Source organism: Bacteroidota bacterium, assembly GCA_034723125.1.
GTDB lineage: Bacteria > Bacteroidota > Bacteroidia > CAILMK01 > JAAYUY01 > JAYEOP01.
Map to the genome: position 1 here is coordinate 1 of JAYEOP010000107.1, position 17,055 is coordinate 17,055.

General features: G+C 30.7%; 18 protein-coding genes. 13 read left to right on the forward strand and 5 right to left on the reverse strand.

The window, feature by feature from the left end; all coding sequences use genetic code 11:
* Positions 1–99 precede the first annotated feature (99 nt).
* From U9R42_03175 to metK, 11 genes are all read left to right on the forward strand, one after another.
* Positions 100–648 (forward strand): DUF177 domain-containing protein, encoded by a 549-nt coding sequence (locus tag U9R42_03175; GenBank protein MEA3495018.1) that lies wholly within the window; start codon positions 100–102, stop codon positions 646–648.
* A gap of 1 nt (position 649) precedes the next feature.
* A complete protein-coding gene (gene rpmF / locus U9R42_03180; protein MEA3495019.1) occupies positions 650–841 on the forward strand; it encodes a 50S ribosomal protein L32 in 192 nt (63 codons plus the stop codon).
* Between the two features lie 34 nt (positions 842–875).
* Entirely contained in the window at positions 876–1,832 is a 957-nt protein-coding gene (gene plsX, locus U9R42_03185) for a phosphate acyltransferase PlsX (protein ID MEA3495020.1), read from the forward strand.
* Positions 1,833–1,871: 39 nt separating this feature from the next.
* Positions 1,872–2,873, forward strand: coding sequence for a beta-ketoacyl-ACP synthase III (locus U9R42_03190; protein MEA3495021.1), 1,002 nt, complete (start codon positions 1,872–1,874; stop codon positions 2,871–2,873).
* 28 nt (positions 2,874–2,901) lie between these two features.
* Complete coding sequence (efp, locus tag U9R42_03195; GenBank protein MEA3495022.1) at positions 2,902–3,468, forward strand: elongation factor P; 567 nt, start codon at positions 2,902–2,904, stop codon at positions 3,466–3,468.
* Between the two features lie 118 nt (positions 3,469–3,586).
* Positions 3,587–4,033 carry a 50S ribosomal protein L13 gene (rplM, locus tag U9R42_03200; protein ID MEA3495023.1) on the forward strand — a complete coding sequence of 149 codons (447 nt, stop codon included), beginning with the start codon at positions 3,587–3,589 and terminating at the stop codon, positions 4,031–4,033.
* A gap of 2 nt (positions 4,034–4,035) precedes the next feature.
* Positions 4,036–4,422: a 30S ribosomal protein S9 gene (rpsI, locus tag U9R42_03205; GenBank protein ID MEA3495024.1), complete on the forward strand. Its 387-nt coding sequence runs from the start codon at positions 4,036–4,038 to the stop codon at positions 4,420–4,422.
* 10 nt (positions 4,423–4,432) lie between these two features.
* A complete protein-coding gene (gene rpsB / locus U9R42_03210) occupies positions 4,433–5,212 on the forward strand; it encodes a 30S ribosomal protein S2 (protein MEA3495025.1) in 780 nt (259 codons plus the stop codon).
* 6 nt (positions 5,213–5,218) lie between these two features.
* Entirely contained in the window at positions 5,219–6,049 is an 831-nt protein-coding gene (tsf, locus tag U9R42_03215) for a translation elongation factor Ts (GenBank protein ID MEA3495026.1), read from the forward strand.
* 769 nt (positions 6,050–6,818) lie between these two features.
* Positions 6,819–7,526, forward strand: a complete 708-nt coding sequence (gene pyrH, locus U9R42_03220; protein MEA3495027.1) for a UMP kinase — start codon at positions 6,819–6,821, stop codon at positions 7,524–7,526.
* Between the two features lie 53 nt (positions 7,527–7,579).
* Entirely contained in the window at positions 7,580–8,881 is a 1,302-nt protein-coding gene (gene metK, locus U9R42_03225; GenBank protein MEA3495028.1) for a methionine adenosyltransferase, read from the forward strand.
* A gap of 581 nt (positions 8,882–9,462) precedes the next feature.
* Here the strand turns inward: metK and secG are convergent.
* The 5 genes from secG to miaB all read right to left on the reverse strand — a co-directional run bounded on the left by secG (position 9,463) and on the right by miaB (position 13,698).
* A complete protein-coding gene (secG, locus tag U9R42_03230; GenBank protein MEA3495029.1) occupies positions 9,463–9,801 on the reverse strand; it encodes a preprotein translocase subunit SecG in 339 nt (112 codons plus the stop codon).
* 2 nt (positions 9,802–9,803) lie between these two features.
* On the reverse strand, positions 9,804–10,391 hold the full coding sequence (locus U9R42_03235; protein ID MEA3495030.1) for a hypothetical protein: 588 nt from the start codon (positions 10,389–10,391) through the stop codon (positions 9,804–9,806).
* A gap of 62 nt (positions 10,392–10,453) precedes the next feature.
* Positions 10,454–10,972 carry an LptE family protein gene (locus U9R42_03240; protein MEA3495031.1) on the reverse strand — a complete coding sequence of 173 codons (519 nt, stop codon included), beginning with the start codon at positions 10,970–10,972 and terminating at the stop codon, positions 10,454–10,456.
* A gap of 15 nt (positions 10,973–10,987) precedes the next feature.
* A complete protein-coding gene (locus U9R42_03245) occupies positions 10,988–12,262 on the reverse strand; it encodes a sigma-54 dependent transcriptional regulator (GenBank protein MEA3495032.1) in 1,275 nt (424 codons plus the stop codon).
* 68 nt (positions 12,263–12,330) lie between these two features.
* A complete protein-coding gene (gene miaB / locus U9R42_03250) occupies positions 12,331–13,698 on the reverse strand; it encodes a tRNA (N6-isopentenyl adenosine(37)-C2)-methylthiotransferase MiaB (GenBank protein ID MEA3495033.1) in 1,368 nt (455 codons plus the stop codon).
* A gap of 291 nt (positions 13,699–13,989) precedes the next feature.
* On the opposite strand from miaB, the gene U9R42_03255 reads away from it, so the two are divergent.
* Together U9R42_03255 and U9R42_03260 are read left to right on the forward strand one after the other, a co-directional pair.
* Positions 13,990–15,381, forward strand: coding sequence for a sodium:alanine symporter family protein (locus U9R42_03255; protein ID MEA3495034.1), 1,392 nt, complete (start codon positions 13,990–13,992; stop codon positions 15,379–15,381).
* A 29-nt stretch (positions 15,382–15,410) separates the two neighbouring features.
* A complete protein-coding gene (locus tag U9R42_03260; protein MEA3495035.1) occupies positions 15,411–17,039 on the forward strand; it encodes an alanine/glycine:cation symporter family protein in 1,629 nt (542 codons plus the stop codon).
* Positions 17,040–17,055 lie beyond the last annotated feature (16 nt).

Here is a 17,055-nt window from a genome sequence, read left to right on the forward strand (position 1 = left end):
CACCCGAACAAAAATCTTAGAAAATAAATTTACTTAAAGCTTGGACTTTGAAAAAAATATATTTTATATCTTTGCCATTTTTAAAAAATTACTTTTGTTGTGATAAAAGAAGATTTTTTTTCAACTTATGAAATTGAGTTTGCGAACAAGGATATTGGAGAACATATTTTTAACTTTCATGTTAGTTCGGATTTTTTTAGTTACTTTGAAAATTCATTAGTTGAACAGTTGGAATCTGATGTTAAGATTGTTCTTAGTAAACAAGATGAGGGTCTTTTTATATTGAATTTTCTTTTGAAAGGTAAAATGAATTTGAGATGTGATAGATGCTTATCTAAATTTGATTTTCCTTTTGAAAGTAATCAAAAAGTAGTTCTTAAAATTGGTGAAAAAAATGAAAATAATGAAGCGTTTGAAAACATTGCTTATGTAGGTTATAATGACACTACTTTGAATATTTCAAAGTTTATTTATGAGTTTATTTCAGAAAAGTTACCAATGAAAAAAACTTGTGATCTTATTGGGAAGAAATGTGATGAACAAATGCTTTCAAAACTTGATGATTTAAGTTTAAATAGTAAAGAAAATAAAATAGATCCTCGCTGGGAGGGATTAAAAAAATTAAAGAATAAATTAAAAGAAGAATAAAATGGCACATCCAAAAAGGAAAATTTCTAAACAAAGAAGAGACAAAAGAAGAACACACTATAAATCGAAAAGTCCGCAAATAGCAATTTGTCAAACAACAGGTGAACCACATATTTATCACCGAGCATATTGGTATGAAGGGAAACTATATTATAAAGGTAAGGTTGTTCTTGAAAAAGAAGCAGTAGAATAATGTCTTTTTTAATATAGAATTTCAATAGGTAATTATGAAGATTGGCTTAGATTTAATGGGTGGTGATTTTGCACCCGAAGCAGTTTTAAAAGGTATTCAGCTAAAATTAAAAGAAAATGATAGTAATTTATCATTGGTTTTATTTGGGAATTCAGATATTATTAATAAGAATTCCAAAGAACTTTTTGAAGAGATAAAATCGAGTTCAAATATCACTTTTGTTGAAGCTCCTGAAGTTATTGAAATGGGAGAATCTCCAACAAAGGCAATTACTCACAAGCGTAAATCAAGTATTGTTTTAGGTTATGAATATTTGAAAAACAATGAAATTGATGTTTTTATAGGTGCAGGAAATACAGGAGCAATGCTAGTAGGTGCTCTTTATTCTGTAAAGTCAATAGAAGGTGTTTTGAGACCTACATTATCAACCGTATTACCAAAAGTGGATAATAAATTTGGAATTTTGTTGGACGTAGGAATAAATCCTGATTGCCGGCAAGATGTTTTGTATCAATTTGGCTTGTTAGGTTCCTTATACCTAAAATATGTGCATAATTTTGACAATCCAAAAGTTGGTTTATTAAATATTGGCTCGGAAGAGGGCAAAGGTAATTTGCTTGCTCAAGCCGCACATAAATTAATGAAATCAACTTCAATGTTTAATTTTATTGGCAATGTTGAAGGATATGATATTTTTTCTGACAAAACCGATGTTGCAGTATGTGATGGTTTTACAGGAAATATTGTTCTTAAAACCGCTGAGGGTATTTATAAAATTCTTAAGGGAAGAGGAATACAAGATGAATATCTGGATTCTTTAAACTATGAAAAATATGGAGGCTCACCAATTTTAGGAATTAACAAACCTGCCATTATTGGTCATGGAATTTCTTCACCAAGAGCATTTATGGGTATGATAGACATGAGTGTTTTGGTGGTTGAAAAAGATATGGTGGGTGAAATAAAGAAAGTTTTTCAACAAAATTATTAATCGTTTTTAAATATATAAATTAAGTAATTAGACCTAGAGATGAGTAATATTAAAGCAGCAATTACAGGAATAAATACTTATGTTCCGGATGATTTATTGACAAATGCTGATTTTGAAAAAATTATTGATACAACAGATGAATGGATAAAAACAAGAACAGGTATCACTCAGCGTCATATTTTAAAAGAAAAAGGCAAAGGAACATCTGATATTGGAGCACCTGCAGTAAAAGGATTGCTTGAAAAAACAGCAACTCATCCCGATGAGGTAGATTTGTTAATTTGTGCAACTGTAACGGGAGACATGGTATTTCCTGCAACAGCGAATATTATTGCTGACAAAGTAGGAATAAAAAACGCTTTTCATTTTGATATTAATGCTGCTTGTTCAGGCTTTATTTATTCATTAGTAACTGCATCAAAATTTATTGAATCAGGGGTTTATAAAAAAGTTGTAGTAGTAGGTGCTGATAAAATGTCATCAATTGTTGATTACACTGATAGGCAAACATGTGTGCTATTTGGTGATGGAGGAGGAGCTGTAATGCTTGAACCTTCAGTTGATGAAAACGGTATTCAAGATTCAATTTTGCAATCAGATGGTAAAGGAAGGGTTCATCTTCATCAAAAAGCCGGAGGTTCTGTAAAGCCTCCTTCACATGAAACCATTGATGCTCGTGAACATTATATCTATCAAGAAGGTCAGCCTGTATTTAAATTTGCTGTTTCAAAAATGGCAGATGTTTCTGTTGAAATTATGAAAAGAAATAATATTTCGCCTGAGAAATTAACATGGTTAGTTCCGCATCAAGCAAATATGAGAATCATTGAAGCAACAGCTCGAAGAATGGGAATAAAAAAAGAGCAGGTAATGATAAATATTGAAAGATATGGGAATACTACAAATGGAACAATCCCATTGTGTTTGGGAGAATGGGAAGATAAATTGAAAAAAGGTGATAATATTATTCTTGCAGCATTTGGCGGAGGATTTACATGGGGTTCAATATTTATTAAGTGGGCTTATGATGGTGCAAAATAAGTTTTATCGTTAAAAAATAAATTATAAAATGGCAAGTACAGCAGATTTTAGAAATGGTTTATGTTTGGAAATTGATAAGGATATTTATCAAATTGTTGAATTTCAGCATGTAAAGCCAGGAAAAGGTGGAGCTTTTGTTAGAACAAAATTAAAAGGACTTACAAACGGAAAAGTTATTGACAAAACTTACAACTCAGGTGTAAAAATAAAAACAGCAAGAGTAGAAAGAAGAAAGTATCAGTTTTTATATAAAGATGATACCGGACATATTTTTATGAATAACGAAACATTTGATCAAATACCTATTAGAGAAGAAATTATTCCAAATCCGGATTTGATAAAAGAAGGGCAAGAAATTGAAATTTCTTTTCATGATGAAACAGAAACACCTTTATTTTGCGAATTACCATCTTTTATCGAGTTGGAAATTATTTATTCTGAGCCTGGAATAAAAGGAGATACTGCAACAAATGCATTAAAACCTGCAAAATTGGAAACAGGTGCAGAAATTCAAGTACCGTTATTTGTAGAAACAGGCGATTTTATTAAAATAGATACAAGAACAAGAGCCTATGTTGAAAGGATAAAGAAATAATATTAGGGTACAATTTGCGAAAATAAAATTTTTTAAAATTTCATGACTATTATATTTATAAATTATTATACCTTCGCACCCTTTATTAAAGCTTCAAAAATGCAAAAATTTTAGATAAGTGGATACTTTAAGTTACAAAACAAAATTTGCAAATAAAGAAAACAGTACTCAAAACTGGCATCTTGTAGATGCAGAAGGAGAGGTTTTAGGTAGGTTGTCATCAAAAATTGCAAACCTCGTAAGAGGAAAATATAAGCCTGACTTTACTGAACATTTTAATTCAGGAGATAAAGTTGTTGTTATTAATGCTGAAAAAATCAGATTGACCGGAAAGAAATGGACGGACAAAAAATACATAAGGCATACAGGATATCCTGGTGGGATTAGGAAAAGAACCGCAAAACAACTTCTTGAGGTAAAGCCTACAGAATTAATAATAAAAGCAGTAAAAGGGATGCTACCAAAGAATAAATTGCAAAAGCAATATTTGAAAAATCTTCATGTTTATGTTGGTACTAATCACCCTCATGTAGCACAGAACCCTCAAAAAATTGAAATTAATTAAATATGGAAAACATTCATACAGTAGGAAGGCGTAAAAAATCTGTAGCTAGGATTTATATGTCGTCCGGTAAAGGGGAAATTGTCATAAATAAAAAAGACTATAAAGATTATTTTCCAATAATAACATATCAGAAAGTAATAAATGAAGCATTTATAATTTCTGAGAATGCAGAGAAATACGATATAAAAGCTACTGTACATGGCGGTGGAGTTACAGGTCAAGCAGAAGCAATCAGGTTAGCTATTGCAAGAGCATTGGTAGATGCTGATGAAGAGAACAGAGATGTTTTAAAGAAAAACGGATTACTTGAAAGAGATTCAAGAATGGTTGAAAGGAAAAAACCCGGACAACCAAAAGCAAGAAAAAATTTCCAATTCAGAAAGAGATAAAAGTACAAATATGGATAACAAATATTCAATGGATGATTTCCTAAAAGCAGGAGTACATTTTGGACATAACAAAAGTAAATGGCATCCCAATATGGCTCCTTATATTTTTATGGAAGCTAACGGTATTCATTTAATTGATGTAAAAAAAACAATTAATAAGTTAGATGTTGCTGCCAAAGTAGCAAAAAATATTGCTAAATCAGGACGTAAAATATTATTTGTTGCAACAAAAAAGCAAGCTCAAGACATTGTAGAAAAAGCTGCAAAAAGTGTTGATATGCCTTATGTTTGTCAAAGATGGTTAGGTGGTATGCTTACAAACTTTGCAACTGTTAGAAAATCACTTAAAAAGCTTTCACAGTATGAAAGAATGATTAGTGAAGGAACAACTGACAAGCTTAACAAAAAAGAACGCTTGATGATGCAAAGAGAAAAGGAAAAGCTTGAAAGCGTTTTAGGTGGTATCAGTGAACTAAAAAGACTCCCTGCAGCATTATTTGTTGTTGATATTAAAAAAGAACATATTGCAATTGCGGAGGCTAAAAAATTGAATTTGAATACAATTGCCATTGTTGACTCCAATTCAAATCCGAAATTAGTTGATTTTGCAATTCCTGCTAATGATGATTCTACAAAATCAGTAACAATAATTACTGAAATTATCACTCAAGCCATAGCAGAAGGTTTGAATGAAAGAAAAGCAAAGAAACAAGATGATGGAGATAAAGGCAGCAAGGAGAATCAAGGAAAAGCAGGAAGAAAACCAAGAAAAAGAATATCAAATAGATAAATAGAAATGACAATAACAGCATCAGAAATAGCAAAATTGAGAAAGACTACCGGAGCAGGTATGATGGATTGCAAAAAAGCTCTTCAGGAAACAAATGGAGATTTTGAAGCAGCAATTGATTCTCTAAGAAAAAAAGGACAAAAAGTATCAGCGAAAAGAGCTGATAAAGAAGCAAACGAAGGTGTGGCTATAGCACTAACATCAAATGATAATAAAAAAGGAATTATTATAGAAATTAGTTGTGAAACTGATTTTGTTTCCAAAAATAGTGATTTTGTTGAATTTGCTAATAAAATAGCCAAAACTGCTTTAGATAATTTTCCGGAGAATACAGAGGAATTAAAATCTGTTGAAGTTGATTCAATGAAAATTTCAGAATTACTAGATGACCAAATGACTAAAATTGGTGAGAAAATTGAACTCTCAGCTTATGAAAAAGTTGAAGATGAAATGGTAATTCCTTATATTCACATGGGTAATAAAATTGGAGTTCTTATTTCAATGAATAAGAATAATGATGATGTTGAAAAATTAGGAAAAGATGTAGCAATGCAAGTTGCTGCTATGAATCCTGTTGCCCTTGATGAAGATAGTGTAGATCAAAAAATTATTGATAAAGAAATTGAAATAGCAAAAGAGCAAATAAAAGCTGAAGGCAAAGCTGAAAATCTTGTTGAAAGAATAGCTCAAGGAAAATTGAAAAAGTTTTTCAAAGAGAATACTCTTGTAAATCAGGACTTTGTTAAAGATTCTTCAAAAACAATTAAAGAAGTTGTTGCAGGAGTTGATAAAGAATTGAAGATTAATTCATTCTTTAGGGTAATGGTTGGAGAATAATTTTTTTGGATAAAATAAATTTTAAAAGCCCTTTGTTTTTTATAAGCAAAGGGCTTTTTTTTGTTAGAATTTGTTAAGGGGGCTTCTATTAATTCCTTTCTTTCAAGAAACAAGTCCTTAGTTTGTATTCTCCATTTTATCTCTAATCACCGATTTTCACTTTTTTTAATAAACCATAATTTATTCCTATACTTCGGTTGGTTATAATTTGAATTTTGGTACTATGTTTAACGTATTGATTGTTTTCCGTTTACACGATATAGCAAAACGCAGTTTATGATCGTTCAGCATATATATTGTTGCGAAAATATCGAATATTGAACAAGGAATTATGAATAATGAAATTTGCTGACCACAAAAATTGCTTTATCTTTTTACTTCAAAATTCTTTATTCCTTGTTCAATATTCATTATTAATAAATACGACACAATTTAATATTTAGAGTGAATGAAGAACAATGTTGTTAAGAAAGAAAAATAATGCATAAGGATATATGCCTGATATTGTGAGATATAAGTAATTCTGGGGTGAATTTTCAAAAAAACGAAAAGAATAAAATTAGGATTTAATTATGGCTGAATAGTTTGCTGTAAAAATCGGTGCTAATCAAATAGAGTGCTATTGTTATACTTTTTACAATATTCTATGGTGCTTTAGTATAAAAATTTAAATATCTTTGAATAAAAATTATCAATGCACTCAAATTGTTTTCTATTTAAAATGATGAGAGGTTGTAAAAATTATTTTGTATATTAAATTTCAAAAATTATGAAGATAAAAAGAGTATTATTAAAATTAAGTGGTGAGGTTTTAGGAGGAAATGCAGGTTCAGGAATCGAAAACGATGAGTTAGGATTTTATTCAAATGAAATAAAACAAGCTGTTAAAAAAGGATTTGAAGTTGCCGTTGTTATTGGGGGAGGAAATATTTTTAGAGGTGGCACTTTGATAAAAGATGGATTTTTGGATAGAGTTAATGGTGATTATATGGGAATGCTTGCTACAATTATCAATGGAATTGCATTAAAAACTACTCTTAATAAAATTGGAATTAAAGCAAAATTGATTACTTCTTTTGAAATTGATAAAATTGGTGAATTGTATAATCACGATAAAGTACTAAAATATTTAGATGATGGATATACTTTAATATTTTCAGGGGGAACAAGTAATCCTTATTTTACAACCGATTCGGCTGCTGCCATGCGAGCTATTGAAATTGAGGCAGATGCAATTATGAAAGGTACAAAGGTTGATGGTGTGTATTCTGCTGACCCTATGAAAGATAAAAATGCAAAAAAATATGATAAGATAAAATTTGCTGAAGCAATTCAAAAAGAACTAAAAGTTATGGATCTTACTGCATTTGCTTTATGCAAAGAAAACAATAAGCCTATTTATGTTTTTAAGTCAAATGTAAAGGGGAATCTTGTAAGAGCATTAGAAAAAGCAGATATTGGAACTTTAGTTTATTAATTTTTTTATATTATATTTGCAACTTTTTAAAATGAATTTAAACAACAAATTATATGACATATCTTTTTACTTCTGAGTCAGTTTCGGAAGGACATCCGGACAAAGTCTCAGATCAAATATCTGATGCAGTATTAGACGAATTTTTAAAACATGACCCTGCTTCAAAAGTAGCTTGCGAAACATTTGTAACCACAGGACTTGCTATAATTGGTGGAGAAGTACGAACAACTTCCTACGTTGAAGTTCAAGATATTCCAAGAAGAGTAATTAAAGAAATCGGCTACAATAAAAATGCCTATAAATTTGATGGTGATTCTTGCGGAATTATTAGCACTATTCATGAACAATCCGATGATATTCACATGGGAGTGGAGCGTGAAAAAGAAGAAGAACAAGGTGCAGGTGATCAGGGAATGATGTTCGGTTATGCTTGTACAGAAATGGATAACTTAATGCCATTGCCACTTGAATTAGCACATATTTTAGTTCAGGAATTAGCAGCAATTAGAAAAGAAGGAAATGAAATGACCTATCTGAGACCTGATTCAAAATCGCAGGTAACAGTTGAGTATTCTGATGATGGCGTACCACAAAGAATTGATACCATTGTTCTTTCTACACAGCATGATGAATTTAACAGTGTTAATGAAATGCGTGAACAAATTACAAAGGATGTAAGAAATATTTTAATTCCAAGAACAATTAAATTAGTTCCTGAAAGAGTAAAAAAATTATTTAAGGATGATTATATTTTACATGTGAATCCAACAGGGAATTTTGTTATTGGCGGACCTCATGGAGATACAGGGCTTACAGGAAGAAAAATTATTGTAGATACTTATGGTGGAAGAGGAGCACACGGTGGAGGTGCTTTTTCCGGAAAAGATTCTTCTAAAGTTGACAGAAGTGCAGCTTATGCGGTAAGACATATTGCAAAAAACTTAGTAGCAGCAGGTGTTGCAACAGAAGTGCTTATTCAGGTTGCTTATGCAATTGGAGTAGCTCAGCCTGTGAGTTTGCATGTTTATACTTATGGTTCAACAAAAGTAAAAAATGGAAATGGAAAAATAATGACTGATGGAGAGATAGCGGTTAAACTTAAAAAGATTTTTGACATGCGACCATCCGCCATCATAAAACGTTTTGGCTTAAAAAATCCTATTTTTAGAGCAACAGCTTCTTATGGACATTTCGGAAGAAGTGTTTATGAAAAAGAAATTGAAGTATTTTACAATGGAGAAGGTGTTGAAAAAAGAAAAGTTGACGGTGTAGAAAAGTATTTTAAGAAAGTAAAATATTTTGCTTGGGAAGAGTTGAATTATGTTGACAAGATAAAAGAAGAATTCGGAATATAAAAATTAAGAATATAGACCCGAATAACCAAATCATTTATTTCCATTCGCGTATTCGTGGCAAAAAGACAATTTGCTATTCATTAGTGCATTAGTGGCAAAAAAGCAATTTTATATTTATTCGTGCATTAGTGGCAAAAAAACAATTTTATATTTATTCGTGCATTAGTGGCAAAAAGACAATTTGCTATTCATTCGCGTATTCGTGGCAAAAAGCAATTTTATATTTATTCGTGCATTAGTGGCAAAAAAACAATTTGCTATTCATTCGCGTATTCGCGACAAAAAACAATTTTATATTTATTCGTGCATTAGTGGCAAAAAAAACAATTTGCTATTCATTAGTGCATTAGTGGCAAAAAAACAATTTTATATTTATTCGTGCATTAGTGGCAAAAAGACAATTTGCTATTCATTAGTGTATTCGTGGCAAAAAGCAATTTTATATTTATTCGTGCATTAGTGGCAAAAAGACAATTTGCTATTCATTAGTGTATTCGTGGCAAAAAGCAATTTTATATTTATTCGTGCATTAGTGGCAAAAAAAACAATTTGCTATTTATTAGTGGCAAAAAAAATTGCTATTACTGATTGGCGTTTTCAATTTGGTTAGGTGTGTTTGGATTTTGTGGAATTGGATTTGCCATTTCATTTATCTGTTCACTCATCCTTGATTGTCTTTCTTCTTGAATCGTAGTATTTGGTGTAAAAAAGTTAGTAGCAATTACAACTACAATAATTCCAATTGCAAGATACCATGTAGCTTTTTCAAGAAAATCTGCTGTTTGACGAGCACCAATAATTTGACTTCCACCACCGCCAAATGTTGAAGAAAGTCCACCGCCTTTTGGGTTTTGAGCTAAAATTATTAAAACCAAAATTATTGCAGCGATTATGATTAATATTATTAGGAATGTAAGCATTTTTATTCGTTTATTTTTTCTTTAAGGTTTTTTATTAATTCTGCAAAGTAATTACTTTTTTCGGGATTAAGCAAGGATAATTTCTTGTAAATTTTTATCGCTTTTAAATAATTATTTTGCTTCACATGTATTTCTGCTAATGTTTCTGTAACAAAGTCATTGTTAGGGTCTTCATCAATACTTCTTGAAGCCATTTTTGTGGATGAATAAAATTCCGCTTTTGGGCGTTTGATACTTGGATTAAGTTCTATAAATTTGTCAATTAATTTTCTGTTTTGTTCTTTTTTCTCAATTGTTACTGTATTTACTCTATCATCCTTTTTTTGATCTGATATTTTTTCTATTGGAATAGCTTTTTCATTATTTAGGTAATTGTAAAGTTTAATTCTGTTTGTGGAATAGATAGCTGCTGTTTTTAAATCATTTTGTCTAAAAATTCCTTCAGTTTGATTTTTTGCAATTGCATGAATAAGATGTGCTGAGTGAAAAAACGGATATTCTTTTGAAATTTCCTTAATCAAAGATATATCAGCATCTTGTAATAGATTTGCAGGTTGTTTTATGTATGAATTAAATGTTGAAATATCCATTTTAGAATGATAAAATATTTTAATTACAAAGATACAATATATTTATAGAACCTCCCTTAACTTCACCAATTGTTTACTGCTTTACTAAAAATATCTTGAACCAACATTTCTAAAAGTTCTTCATGAAGGTCGTCTTTTATAGAAGCAAAATTTTCGCTACTTTCAAAATCCATATAATTTGAAAATGTAGCATCATAATTAAATTCAGGTTGAACCGAGTTTTTGTACTCTACTTTCACACTGATTGTTAATCTCGTAGTTGTAGCTTTTTGATCTCCACTAATGCTGGCAGGTCCAATTTTGTAATCGGTAATTATTCCTTTAAAACTAATGTCTCCGTTATAATCCACAATTGATAGATTCATTTCTTTAAGAAATTTATCTTTTAGTTGCTCTGTAAGCTTTTCTGCAAAGGAAGGAACAACCTGATTTGCTTGATTTGTAAATGCTTTTATTGTTACTGTTTTGATTTCAGGAGATAAAGATGCTCCTGACAGGCTGTAAATTCCACATGAATTTGTTATTAACAATGAAATAGGAATTAGCAAGAAAATAATTATGAATTTTAGGTCTGTTTTCATTTTTAAATATTTTTTTTACATTTCTTCCAGCTCATATTCTTTAATTTTTCTGTAAAGTGTTCTTTCAGAAATTCCAAGTTCTTTAGCAGCAGGCTTTCGTTTTCCTCTGTATTTTTTTAGAGCTTCAATTATAAGTGATTTTTCTTGGTCTGCCAATGAAAGATTTTCATGTATATCTGTTATATCCTGACTTTCACTGTAAGAATTATTCTCAGAATTATTTTCGTTTGCTTTTTTCTCCTGTTTTATAAATTCATATTCAGCGTCAGGTAAATTGTTTCCTGCTTTTATTAATTTATTTGTTGCATATTCTATTGAACTTTCAAAATCTTTTTCTTTTGATTTTATACCATGAGCAAGTTCCAACATAATTGTTTTTGCTTCGGAAACGTCTTTTTTTATGTCAATCAAAAATTTATAAAGTAAATCCCTATCATTAATATTTTCCTGAGGATTAGGTTCATCATTTTCAAATTTTATTAATTCTTTACCAGGAGTTACAGGTAAAAATTCATTCATCATTTTCCCTTTCATCAATCTTTCAGGTCCTAAAATAGAAATTTGTTCGATGGTATTTCTAAATTGTCTGATATTGCCGGGCCAATATTGTTGCTTTAGCATTTCCATTGCCGAATTATCAAGCTCCAATGGAGGTATTTTGTATTTATCAGAAAAATCACTGGCAAATTTTGCAAAAAGCATTGGAATATCTTCTTTCCTGTTTCTTAGCGGAGGAATATGAATATTTACTGTATTTAATCTGTAATATAAGTCCTCACGGAATTTATTTTTTTTAGTTTTTTCCAAAAGATCTTTGTTTGATGCTGCAATAAGTCTGATATCGGTTTTGAGTACTTTGGATGAACCAACTTTAATAAATTCTCCTGATTCTAAAACACGTAATAATCTTGATTGGGTTTCTAAGGGTAATTCGCTAATTTCATCAAGAAAAATTGTTCCTCCATTTGCTGTTTCAAAATATCCTTTTCTCGAATCATAAGCACTGGTAAATGAGCCTTTTTCATGTCCAAATAATTCTGAATCAATTGTGCCTGATGGTATTGCTGCACAGTTGATGGCAATTAAATTACCATGCTTTCTTTTGCTTAGTTGATGAATTATTTTTGAAAAATTTTCTTTACCAACACCACTTTCTCCCGATATTAAAACACTAATATCTGTGGGTGCTACTTTTATTGCTTTTTCAATAGCATTATTTAGCATCGGTGAAGCACCTACTATTTGGTATCTGTTTTTTATTGCTTGTATTTTATTCTGTATTGCTGTCATAGTAATTTATTTTTCATTTACACATTATTAGAACTTTTTTCCGCCCAATATCTTTGTCTCTTTGCCTCTCATTCTCCAATTAAAGTTGCACTTGTACAATCTGTAATTTTAACTTTTATTAAATCCCCTTTTGCAAAGTTTTTTGCAGGAAACACAATCATTTTATTTTGACTATTTCTACCTTTTAGCATTTTATCAGATTTTTTTGAAAATCCCTCAACCAATATCTCAAAAGTTTTGCCAATATCTTTTTTATTACTTTCAAGTGAGTGCTTACTTTGTAGTTCAATAATTTCTTTAAGTCGTTGTTTTTTTTTCTTATTGTCTATGTTATCATCAAGATTTTTAGCTGCTACGGTACCTGATCTTTCTGAATAAGCAAACATAAATGCCCAATCAAATTTAACATCTTTCATTAATGACAATGTTTCTTTGTGGTCATCTTCTGTTTCCGTGCAAAATCCCGTGATGATGTCGGTTGTAAGTCCAATGTCAGGGATAAGTTGCTTAGCCATTTCAATTTTTTCAAGAAATGATTCTCTTGAGTATTTTCTGTTCATTAGTTTTAATATTCGCGAACTTCCTGATTGTACAGCTAAATGAATGTGTTTGCAAATGTTATCCTTTTTTGCCATTACTTCAATTAATTCTCTGCTAATATCTTTTGGATGAGAAGTTGAAAAACGAATACGAAGTTCAGGTGTCTCATTGGCTATTTTTTCAAGCAATGAAGGAAAACTTAGAATATATCCTGAATGATTTTTCCATTTGTAGGAATTAACATTTTGTCCTAAGAGTGTAATTTCTTTTATGCCTTGATTAATTAATATTTTTATTTCTTTCAAAATAGTTTCAGGGCTACGGCTTCTTTCCCTGCCTCTTGTGTAAGGGACTACGCAGTAAGAACAAAAGTTGTCGCATCCTCGCATTATTGAAATAAAAGCAGAAATGGAACTTTCAGAATGAAGAGGAATTATATCATCATAAGTTTCATTGATGTCAAGCTCAATATCTAAAGCTTTGCTTTTGTTTTCTTTTGATGAATCAATAATATTATGAAGATTTCTATAACTATCAGGTCCTGCAAGAAAATCAATTTCTGAATTTAATTCAAATATTTTGGATTTTAAATGTTCTGTCATACATCCGAGAATACCGATTTTTAATTCTGAATTATTGTTTTTTAAATATTTAATATTTTCAACTTTTTTAAAAATCCTTTGCTCGGCATTTTCTCGTATCGAACATGTGTTTATCAAAATTGTATCAGCTTCATTAATGTTTTCTGTTAATTGATAATTATTTTTTACTAAAATTGATTTTGCAATTTCCGAATCGGAGAAATTCATTTGACAACCATAAGTTTCAATGTAAACCTTTCCTTTTGGAATTAGAGTTTTCTTATTCTCAGTATTTATGGTTTTTGCTGTTTCCATGTTGTTTGTTAATAGTTGCAAATTTAGTAAAAATTGATATTTAAAAAGAAGGTTTTGGCATAAAAACTGAAATTCTGTCAGTATCTGTGATTTGTAATTGTTGCGAATGTATTTATAGAACCTCCCTAAAAATTATTTCATTTATTTCATTTGAAATTCAAACTATGCTTTGTATGTTTGCTATCCGAATTTTTGATGTTTGTGATATAGGTAAATAATTTTGTTTGTTTCACTCACTGTCATTTTTTTGTAGCTTTACTAATAAAAGTGAAAAGAATTTAATTTTGTTTTATGAGTGGATTTCTTAATGCAATAGACACAGCTATACAAAGTTATAATGAATATGTTGGTGGATATCTTGTTTTATTTTTATTGATTCCTACAGGTTTGTATTTTATTTTCAAATTAAAATTTATAAATGTTACAAGATTATTTCATTCAATAAAAATTGTTGCAGGTAAATATGATAAAGCTGAAGACAAGGGTGATGTAAATCATTTTAAAGCACTTACAACAGCATTGTCTGCAACCGTTGGTACCGGAAATATTGTTGGTGTTGCTCTTGCAATTTATTTGGGTGGACCGGGTGCTGTTTTTTGGATGTGGGTAACAGGTTTTTTGGGAATGATACTAAAATTTGCCGAATGTACTCTTTCTCATAAATACCGAAAATTCAATAGTGATGGTAGTGTTTCAGGTGGTCCAATGTATTACATGGAAATTGGATTGAAAAAGAAATTAGGGAAATATGCAAAAGTTCTTGCAATAGTTTTTGCCATTGCTACAATACTTTGCTCCCTTGGTACAGGAAATATGGCACAGTCAAATTCTATGGCTGATGCTTTAAATACGACCTATAACATTTCTGTTTGGATTTCGGGTTTAATCATAACCTCTTTGGTGTTTCTTATAATTCTCGGAGGGATAAAAAGAATTGCTGAGGTAACTTCAAAATTAGTTCCGATAATGGCAATTTTATATTTTATAAGTGCTATTGTAGTAATTTTTCTTATGCGAGATAATATTCCCGCAGCATTTTCATTAATATTTCATGATGCATTTACAGGAACTGCGGCAGCAGGTGGTTTTGTCGGTTCAACTTTTATTCTAACTCTTATTTGGGGTGTTCGCAGAGGCTTGTTTTCAAATGAAGCCGGTCAAGGTTCTGCTCCAATTGCTCATGCTGCTGCAAAAACAGATTATCCTGCAAGGGAAGGACTTGTTGCTTCTCTTGAACCTCTTATTGATACTCTTGTTATTTGTACTCTTACTGCTCTCGTGATAATTGTTACAGGAGTATGGGACTCAGGAATTAAAGGGGTTGGTATGACGGTAGAAGCAATGTCTATCGGGCTTGGGAAAATCGGTTTGCAAGCGATGGGAGAGCATGTTGTTAGTATTGGATTAATGTTGTTTGCTTTTTCAACAATTATTAGTTGGTCATACTACGGAACAAGAGCGGCTAATTATTTACTGGGTGAAAAATTTATTAAACCATACAGAATTTTATACGGAATTTTTGTTTTCTTTGGTTGCATCTGGGGAATTGATCTTGTTTGGCATTTTGTTGATATGGTTATTACATTTATGACTATTCCTAATTTAATTGCTTTACTAATTCTTGCACCTGTTGTTGTTAATGAGACAAAGAAATATTTTGCAGCAATGGAAAAACTTAAATAATTCTTTTTACTAAGTTTAAATTTTTTAAAATGAAAAAAACAATTTTATTTGTCTTGTTATTATTTTCTTTTACGCTAAATTTTGCAAAAAATAATAATTCAGTTCAGGATAGTACATCTATTGAAAATAATTTAACATTAAGCCAAAGAATTGATAGTGTGTTTACGCCTGTTGTAACTGCTTTAAGTAAATTTTTGTTTTGGGACCCTTTTTATGCTGCAAGAATTTATGACCAGAATATTTATGATGAAAATGGAGAAGTAGTATTAGATAAAGAGGGTAATGAAGTAAAAGCACCGATAAAATTTATTGTTGCTTGGCTTATTATTGCCGGATTATTTTTTACTGTTTTTATGAGATTTATTAATATTCGTGGATTCAAACATAGTATTGAACTTGTTCGTGGAAAATTTGATAAGCCAGGGACTAAAGGTGAAGTTACACATTTTCAGGCATTAACAACTGCTTTGTCGGCAACAGTTGGTTTAGGGAATATTGCAGGTGTTGCAATTGCTATTTCTATTGGTGGTCCCGGTGCTACATTTTGGATGATAATTGCTGGTTTAATTGGAATGTCTTCAAAATTTGTTGAATGTACTCTTGGTGTAAAATATAGAAAGATTGATAAAAACGGTGTGGTTTCCGGGGGAGCGATGTATTATTTAAAACATGGGTTGAAAAAGAAAAATTTAGGATTTCTTGGGAAAGTACTTGCAGCTTTATTCGCTGTACTTGTTATTGGTGGGTCCATTGGTGGAGGAAATATGTTTCAAGCAAATCAGGCTTTTGTTCAACTTTCGTTATTTTTTCCTTCTATTGAAGGATACGGTGCTTATTACGGAATAATTCTCGCTGTTTTAGTTGGAATTGTTATCATTGGTGGAATAAAAAAAATAGCAAAAGTTACGGAGAGGATTGTTCCTTTTATGGCAGGTTTTTATGTTCTTATTGCATTAATAATTATTGGAATAAATTATCAAAATATTACAGAGGCATTTGCACTTATTTTTAACGGTGCTTTTGCTCCCGATGCATTAAAAGGTGGTTTTATTGGTGTTCTTATTTTTGGCTTCCAACGTGGTGCATTTTCTAATGAAGCAGGTGTTGGCTCAGCTTCAATTGCTCATTCATCGGCAAAAACAAATGAACCGGTTAGTGAAGGCTTTGTTGCATTACTCGAACCATTTGTAGATACTGTAATTATTTGCACAATGACTGCCCTTGTTATAATTTTTACAGGCTTTTACAATGTTGAAGGCTTAGAAGGTGTTCAGCTTACTTCAGCAGCATTTGGTTCGGTGTTTTCATGGTTCCCTTATTTGTTGTTGATAGCTGTTACATTATTTGCTTTTTCAACAATGATATCATGGTCGTACTACGGACTAAAAGGTTTTGATTATCTTTTCGGGGGCTGGAGCAAAAAAATCTTTGGAACAAGAAAAGTTACTGATAACATTTATAAAATTATGTTCTTAGCTTTTATTGTTGTTGGTACTTCATCAACTATTTATGTTGTTATGGATTTTTCTGACATGATGATTTTATGTATGGCTATCCCAAATATAATCGGATTACTAATTTTAGCTCCTGAGGTAAGGCGTGACTTAAAAGATTATTTAAGAAGATTAAAAAGCGGAGAGATAAAAAAGTTTAAATAAAACAGGGGGACAGGAT

Excerpts from the sequence above, each read along its gene's own strand:
- rpmF (MEA3495019.1), top strand. The coding sequence starts at position 650 with ATGGCACATCCAAAAAGGAAAATTTCTAAACAAAGAAGAGACAAAAGA.
- plsX (MEA3495020.1), top strand. The coding sequence starts at position 876 with ATGAAGATTGGCTTAGATTTAATGGGTGGTGATTTTGCACCCGAAGCA.
- U9R42_03190 (MEA3495021.1), top strand. The coding sequence starts at position 1,872 with ATGAGTAATATTAAAGCAGCAATTACAGGAATAAATACTTATGTTCCG.
- efp (MEA3495022.1), top strand. The coding sequence starts at position 2,902 with ATGGCAAGTACAGCAGATTTTAGAAATGGTTTATGTTTGGAAATTGAT.
- rpsI (MEA3495024.1), top strand. The coding sequence starts at position 4,036 with ATGGAAAACATTCATACAGTAGGAAGGCGTAAAAAATCTGTAGCTAGG.
- rpsB (MEA3495025.1), top strand. The coding sequence starts at position 4,433 with ATGGATAACAAATATTCAATGGATGATTTCCTAAAAGCAGGAGTACAT.
- tsf (MEA3495026.1), top strand. The coding sequence starts at position 5,219 with ATGACAATAACAGCATCAGAAATAGCAAAATTGAGAAAGACTACCGGA.
- pyrH (MEA3495027.1), top strand. The coding sequence starts at position 6,819 with ATGAAGATAAAAAGAGTATTATTAAAATTAAGTGGTGAGGTTTTAGGA.
- metK (MEA3495028.1), top strand. The coding sequence starts at position 7,580 with ATGACATATCTTTTTACTTCTGAGTCAGTTTCGGAAGGACATCCGGAC.
- secG (MEA3495029.1), bottom strand. The coding sequence starts at position 9,801 with ATGCTTACATTCCTAATAATATTAATCATAATCGCTGCAATAATTTTG.
- U9R42_03235 (MEA3495030.1), bottom strand. The coding sequence starts at position 10,391 with ATGGATATTTCAACATTTAATTCATACATAAAACAACCTGCAAATCTA.
- U9R42_03240 (MEA3495031.1), bottom strand. The coding sequence starts at position 10,972 with ATGAAAACAGACCTAAAATTCATAATTATTTTCTTGCTAATTCCTATT.
- U9R42_03245 (MEA3495032.1), bottom strand. The coding sequence starts at position 12,262 with ATGACAGCAATACAGAATAAAATACAAGCAATAAAAAACAGATACCAA.
- miaB (MEA3495033.1), bottom strand. The coding sequence starts at position 13,698 with ATGGAAACAGCAAAAACCATAAATACTGAGAATAAGAAAACTCTAATT.
- U9R42_03255 (MEA3495034.1), top strand. The coding sequence starts at position 13,990 with ATGAGTGGATTTCTTAATGCAATAGACACAGCTATACAAAGTTATAAT.
- U9R42_03260 (MEA3495035.1), top strand. The coding sequence starts at position 15,411 with ATGAAAAAAACAATTTTATTTGTCTTGTTATTATTTTCTTTTACGCTA.